The following is a 6,791-nucleotide window of genomic DNA, read 5'->3' on the forward strand; positions in this document are numbered from 1 at the left end:
GCTGTCAAAGTCCCGTTGGCGTCTCACCTCAAACAATGACCACTATCCTCCCGAACCTTCCCACCGGCCAGAAGGTCGGCATCGCCTTTTCCGGCGGCCTCGACACCAGCGCCGCGCTGCTCTGGATGCGCAACAACGGCGCCATCCCCTACGCCTACACCGCGAACCTGGGCCAGCCCGACGAATCCGACTACGACGAGATCCCGCGCAAGGCCCTGGCCTACGGCGCCGAGAACGCCCGCCTGATCGACTGCCGCGCGCAGCTCGTGGCCGAAGGCATCGCCGCCCTGCAGGCCGGCGCCTTCCACATCTCGACCGCCGGCATCACCTACTTCAACACCACGCCCATCGGCCGCGCCGTCACCGGCACCATGCTGGTGGCCGCCATGAAGGAAGACAACGTCAACATCTGGGGTGACGGCAGCACCTTCAAGGGCAACGACATCGAGCGCTTCTACCGCTACGGCCTGCTGACCAACCCGGACCTGAAGATCTACAAGCCCTGGCTCGACCAGCAATTCATCGACCAGCTCGGCGGCCGCTCGGAAATGTCCGAGTACATGCGCCAGGCCGGCTTCGACTACAAGATGTCGGCGGAAAAGGCCTACTCCACCGACTCCAACCTGCTCGGCGCCACCCACGAAGCCAAGGACCTGGAACACCTGAACTCCGGCATCCGCATCGTCAAGCCCATCATGGGCGTGGCTTTCTGGCGCGACGACGTCGCCGTCAAGGCCGAGGAAGTCACCGTCCGCTTCGAGGAAGGCCAGCCGGTCGCCCTGAACGGCGTGGAATACAGCGACCCGGTCGAGCTGATGCTCGAAGCCAACCGCATCGGCGGCCGCCACGGCCTGGGCATGAGCGACCAGATCGAAAACCGCATCATCGAAGCCAAGAGCCGCGGCATCTACGAAGCCCCGGGCCTGGCCCTGCTGTTCATCGCCTACGAACGCCTGGTCACCGGCATCCACAACGAAGACACCATCGAGCAGTACCGCGAAAGCGGCCGCAAGCTCGGCCGCCTGCTGTACCAGGGCCGCTGGTTCGACCCGCAAGCCATCATGCTGCGCGAAACCGCCCAGCGCTGGGTCGCCCGCGCCATCACCGGCGAAGTCACCATCGAACTGCGCCGCGGCAACGACTACTCGCTGCTCAACACCGAATCGCCCAACCTGACCTACGCTCCCGAGCGCCTGTCGATGGAAAAGGTCGAGAACGCCCCCTTCACCCCCGCCGACCGCATCGGCCAGCTGACCATGCGCAACCTCGACATCGTCGACACCCGCGCCAAGCTGTTCACCTACACGAAGACCGGCCTGCTCTCCGCCTCCGGCACCTCGCTGCCGCAACTGAAGGACGAGGCCAAGAAGAAGTAATACTTCTTCCCGCCCAACAAAAAAGCCCCTCGGCAACACCGAGGGGCTTTTTTATTACGCAACAGCCACAAGATACTCGCCCCTGCCAACAAACTGTAGGCAAGCACGCCAAGAAAACCACCCGCCCCAGCAGCCGCCAACGGGCGTCTCAAGAACTCAAACAACAACCGGCCCCAGCCCAACAACGCCTACAACTCCACCTGCATCCCCATCTCCACGACCCGATTCGCCGGAATCTTGAAAAACTTCGTGCTCCGCGTCGAATTGCGCGCCATGAACGAAAACACCGCCCGCCGCCAGCGCCACAGCGCCGGCTTCCTGGCCGCCACCACCGTCTGCCGCGAAAGGAAATAGGACGTGCGCATCGGCTCCAGATCCAGCTCCGGATACGCCTCGGCCACCAGCCGCAGCGCCTCCGGCACATCCGGATCTTCCTTGAAGCCGTAGTTGATCGTCGCCGCCCAGCTCGACGCGCTCATCTTCTGCACCGAAAAGCGCTCGTCCTCCGACACGTACGGCACATCCGCCACCCGGATCGTCAGGAACAGCACATGGTCATGCAGCACCTTGTTGTGCTTGAGGTTGTGCAGCAACGCCGGCGGCACGTTGCCCGAATTCATCGTCATGAAAATCGCCGTGCCCGGCACCCGCGACGGCGGATAGGCCTCCAGCTGTTCCATGAACTCCTTGAGCGGCTGGCGATCGCGCTGCTGCATGTCCGACAGCAGCCGGCGGCCCCGGCGCCACGTCATCATCAGCGTGAACACCACGATCGCCACCACCAGCGGCAACCAGCCGCCTTCGTGGATCTTGAACACGTTGGCCGAGAACAGCAGCACATCGAACAGCAGCAACAGGCCCAGCACCACGAACCACAGCATGCGCTTGGCGCCCGTGGTGCCGCGCGGCAGCACCGCGAACGCCAGCACCGAGGTCGTCAGCATCGTCCCCGTCACCGCGAAACCGTAGGCCGCCGCCAGGTTGTCCGAATTGCGGAACACCAGCACCAGCACCAGCACCGCGCACAACAGCAGCGCATTGACCTGCGGCAGATAGATCTGGCCCTTCTCCACCGCCGAGGTGTGCAGGATCTGCATGCGCGGCCAGAAGCCCAGTTGCACCGCCTGGCGCGTCACCGAATACGCGCCCGAGATCACCGCCTGCGACGCCACGATGGTGGCCACCGTCGCCAGCGCCACCAGCGGCGCCAGGCCCCATTCCGGCGCCATCATGAAGAACGGATTGCGGATCGCGCTGGGATCGCGCAACAGCAGCGCGCCCTGCCCGAAATAGCACAGCGTCAGCGCCGGCAGCACCATGCTGAACCACGCGCTGCGGATGGCCGGGCGGCCGAAGTGGCCCATGTCGGCATACAGCGCCTCGGCGCCGGTCAGCGCCAGCACCACCGCGCCCAGCAGCACGAAACTGATCCACGGGAACTCAACGATGAAACGCAGGCCCCACATCGGATTGAGCGCCGCCAGCACCTCGGGCGTCTGCCACACCTGCCAGCCGCCCAGCGCCGCCAGCGTGCCGAACCACAGCAGCATCACCGGCCCGAACAGCTTGCCCATGGCGCCCGTGCCATGCGACTGGATCGCGAACAGCGCCACCAGCACCACCAGCGCCAGCGGCACCACCCACGCGTCCAGCGTATGCGAAACGATGCCGATCCCTTCCAGTGCCGACAGCACCGAAATCGCCGGCGTGATCATGCTGTCGCCATAGAACAGCGCCGCGCCGAAGATGCCCAGCACGATCAGGATCCAGCGCAGCTTGCCCTCGCGGCTGCGCACCGCCAGCTCCAGCAGCGCCAGCGTGCCGCCTTCGCCCCGGTTATCCGCGCGCAGGATCAGCGTCACGTACTTGAATGACACCACCACCATCAGCATCCAGAACAGGATGGACAGCACGCCCAGCAAGTGGGCCGGCTCCAGGTCGGTATGCACGCTCAGCCCCGTCAGGCAAGCCCGCAGGGTGTACAGCGGACTGGTGCCGATATCGCCGTACACCACGCCCAGCGCCCCCAGGACGAGGGCGGCGCGCGAGGACGGGGCGTGGCCGGCGGGCGCCCCGCCGGTAGAGGAAGAAGGAACGCTGACCGAGCCCTGGCTCATGATGTGGGTTCTTGCCGAGTGAGTTGAGCCCCCTTGCGAGGGCCGGGAAACACGACCGACAGCCGCGTTCCGGAAAAATCGGGCCGGCTGGTGAGCTTCCACCAGGCGCCGTGGGCATGCGCGATCTCGCGCACGATGGCCAGGCCCAGCCCCGAACCGCCGGCCGTGACCGACGGCGAACGATAGAACGCCTCGAACACGCGATCGCGTTCCTCGGGGGGAATGCCGGGGCCGTCGTCCTCCACCGTCAGCGACGGCGGATTGGCGCCGACGATCAGGGTGATCTTGCCGGTGGCGTTGCCATAGCGCAGTGCGTTGTCGATCAAATTGCCCAGCAGTTCTGCCAGCAACAAGGGATCGGCGTCGATCCAGATCGGCGCGTCCGGCGCCACCAGGTCCAGTTCATAACGCGCCTCGCGCACTCGCGGGAACCATTCGGCGCCATGCGCCCGCACCCATTCGCACAGGTCGATACGCACGAAACTATCCTGCGGCCGCGCATTGGGATCGGCGCGCGCCAGCACCAGCAACTGCTGGCCCAGCCGGATCATGCGGTCGCTGACCGCCTTGATGCGTTCGGCGCGCGCGCGCACGTCGTCGGGCAAGGGCCGCGCCAGCATCAGTTCGGATTCCAGCCGCAGGCCGGAAAGCGGCGTGCGCAGCTGGTGCGCGGCGTGGCCGATGAAGCGGCGCTGCGCCGCCAGCGAGGCATCCAGCCGCAGCAGCAGATCGTTGGTGTGAGTGACCAGCGGTTCGATCTCGACCGGCACGCCGGCCACTTCGAGCGGCTGCATATCATCGATGGAACGCTGGCGGATTTCCTCGGACAGATGATTGACCGAGCGCAGGCCGGAACGCACGCCCTGCACCACCACCCAGGTGAACAGGCCGATCAGCATCACCTGCCCCACCACCATCAGCCAGAAGAAATCCTCCAGCATCCACAGCGACATGTCGATCTTGTGGGTGATGACCCAGGTGGCGGCCAGGTCCAGCAGCACCAGCAACAGGATCGGCGGCATCAGCCGGATGACCAGATGCCGCGCAAGCGAGCGGGACGGGAGCAAGGGGCGAGGGGCGGGCGGAGGGGAAGGAGTGCGTTCTGACGTCATGACGCGGTGCCCTCGCTGTGGACGGATGGGGAGTCAGGCCGCCGCAGGCTGGCGGGGCCGACCGGCTTCGGGCGGCCAGCCGGGCCGTCAGGCCGTTTCCACATCCAGCATGTAGCCGAAGCCGCGCACCGTTTGGATGCTGGCGCCCGTGCCTTCCAGGCGCTTGCGCAGGCGGTAGACATAGACTTCCACTGCGTTTTCACTGAAATCCGCGTCCCAGGCGGACAGCGAATTGACGATCTGGCGCTTGGTGACCACGCGGCCGACGCGCGCCATCAGCATTTCCAGCACGGACAGTTCGCGCACCGACAGCGACAGGCGCTGGCCGTTGGCCCGCACCTCGCGGCCGACGGTGTCGAACACCAGCGGACCCACCTCGATCAGCGGCTGCGCCTGCCCAGCCCGCCGGCGGCCGAAGGCGCGCACGCGGGCGGCCAGCTCGGGCAGTTCGAAAGGTTTGGTGACGTAGTCATCGGCGCCGGCATCCAGGCCGGCAACGCGGTCTTCGATGCCGTCACGGGCGGTCAGGATCAGCACCGGAACCTGGTTGCCATCCTGGCGCAGCTGGCGCAACACGTCCAGGCCGCTCATGCCGGGCAGATTGAGGTCGAGCAGCATCAGGTCATACGGCTGGCCGGCCAGCGCGCCCAGAACCCGGTCGCCCTCGGTCAGCCAGTCGACCGCATAACCTTGGTCGGCCAGGAATTCCTGGAGCGCATGGCCCAGGGTGGTGTCGTCTTCGATTACCAGAACTCGCATGCCGCGATTCTAGCGCGATCCCGGAAAAAACGGGGCGCGAAATGCGCCCCGTTGGCGGGAATCGTTCAACGGCCGGACGGCGCGGGGGTGGCCCCACCTGCCGCCGGCGCCTCGGCAGCCGCACCGCCCGAGGGCGGCGTGGTGACGAAACCGATGCGCGTCATGCCCGAACGACGGGCCGAGGCCATGACCTTGGCCAGCGTCTCGTAGCGGGTGTTCTGGTCGGCGCGGATGCGGATCTCGGGTTGCGGCTTGGTGCCGGCGATCGACTTGAAGCGATTGGGCAGGTCGTCGATATTGACCGGCTTTTCGTCCCAGAACAGCGCCCCCCCGGCATCGATGGCCAGGTCCACGGTCTTGGGTTCTTCCTCGATCTGCTCGGCGGCCACCTGGGGCATGTTGATCTTGATCGAGTGCGCCAGCAGCGGCGCCGTGATGATGAAGATCACCAGCAGCACCAGCATGACGTCGATCAGCGGCACCATATTGATCTCGGAAACCGTGTGGGTCCCGGATCCTTTGCCCTCGAAGCTGCCAAAAGCCATTATTCGCTCCCGCGTTGGACCGCGGCGCCGTTACCGTGCTGGCGGCGCAGGGCACGCACCTTGCTGTCCGACAGGGCCACTTGCTGGCCGGTGGTCAGGAAGGCGAAAAGGTCGTGCGCGAAGGCGTCCAGGCGCGACAGGTAGACGCGGTTGTTGCGCACGAAGGTGTTGTAGGCCAGCACCGCCGGGATGGCGACCGCCAGGCCCAGGCCGGTCATGATCAGGGCCTCGCCCACCGGACCGGCGATGCGGTTGATGGTGACGCCATCGGACAGGCCGATGCCGACCAGGGCATGGTACACGCCCCACACCGTACCGAACAGGCCGACGAACGGCGCCGTCGAACCCACCGAGGCCAGCACCGTCAGGCCGTTTTCGAGCTTGGCGGTTTCCTCGTCGATCACCTTGCGCATGGTGCGGGTGACGAAATCGCTGCTCGAACCCGCCTCTTCGAGCTTGGTGGCGCCGAACTTGTTGTGGTGCGCCTGAGCGTGCATGGCGTGGCTGGCCAGGTGCGAGAACGGGTCGCGCGCGCCGTGCGTGGTGATCTCGTGCTCGACCTGTTCCAGCGAACTGGCGTTCCAGAACTTGTTCAGGAAGTCGGCCGAGCGGCGGCGCATGCTGATGTTGCTGCCGACCTTGACCAGGATCAGGTACCAGGTCACCAGCGACATCAGGATCAGGATGATGAACAGGCTCTTGCCGACGAAGTCGCTCTGGGCGACGAAGTGCAGGAAGCCCATGTCGGGGACGGGCGCCGGCGCCGGGGCGACCGCCGGCAGCGCCGCGGCGGCGCTGTGCAGCGCGTCCGCGGATTGCTGGATGGCGCCGGTGGCCTGCTGGACGATGCCGCCGGCCGCGGTCGCGGCTTGCTGGGCGGCG

The 6,791-nt window shown here is 66.4% G+C and carries 6 protein-coding genes; 1 reads left to right on the forward strand and 5 read right to left on the reverse strand.

What is annotated here, in order from left to right; translation table 11 throughout:
• Window positions 1–35 precede the first annotated feature (35 nt).
• Window positions 36–1,376: an argininosuccinate synthase gene (gene argG / locus HV742_RS25220; protein WP_175146662.1), complete on the forward strand. Its 1,341-nt coding sequence runs from the start codon at window positions 36–38 to the stop codon at window positions 1,374–1,376.
• Between the two features lie 188 nt (window positions 1,377–1,564).
• Here argG and HV742_RS25225 read toward each other — a convergent pair whose 3' ends face one another.
• From HV742_RS25225 to HV742_RS25245, 5 genes are all read right to left on the reverse strand, one after another.
• A complete protein-coding gene (locus HV742_RS25225; protein WP_049072589.1) occupies window positions 1,565–3,493 on the reverse strand; it encodes a potassium transporter Kup in 1,929 nt (642 codons plus the stop codon).
• Window positions 3,490–4,605, reverse strand: coding sequence for a sensor histidine kinase (locus HV742_RS25230; RefSeq protein WP_232734983.1), 1,116 nt, complete (start codon window positions 4,603–4,605; stop codon window positions 3,490–3,492). Before HV742_RS25230 ends, HV742_RS25225 begins: the two co-directional genes overlap by 4 nt.
• Before the next feature lie 87 nt (window positions 4,606–4,692).
• Window positions 4,693–5,364 (reverse strand): response regulator transcription factor, encoded by a 672-nt coding sequence (locus HV742_RS25235; RefSeq protein ID WP_006218435.1) that lies wholly within the window; start codon window positions 5,362–5,364, stop codon window positions 4,693–4,695.
• A gap of 65 nt (window positions 5,365–5,429) precedes the next feature.
• Window positions 5,430–5,909, reverse strand: coding sequence for an ExbD/TolR family protein (locus tag HV742_RS25240; protein ID WP_049072586.1), 480 nt, complete (start codon window positions 5,907–5,909; stop codon window positions 5,430–5,432).
• On the reverse strand, window positions 5,909–6,791 hold an 883-nt coding region (locus HV742_RS25245; protein ID WP_175146663.1), incomplete at its 5' end, for a MotA/TolQ/ExbB proton channel family protein. The genes HV742_RS25245 and HV742_RS25240, both read right to left, overlap by 1 nt.

The sequence above is a fragment of the Achromobacter ruhlandii genome, assembly GCF_902859695.1.
In the GTDB taxonomy this organism is placed as follows: Bacteria; Pseudomonadota; Gammaproteobacteria; order Burkholderiales; family Burkholderiaceae_B; genus Achromobacter; species Achromobacter ruhlandii.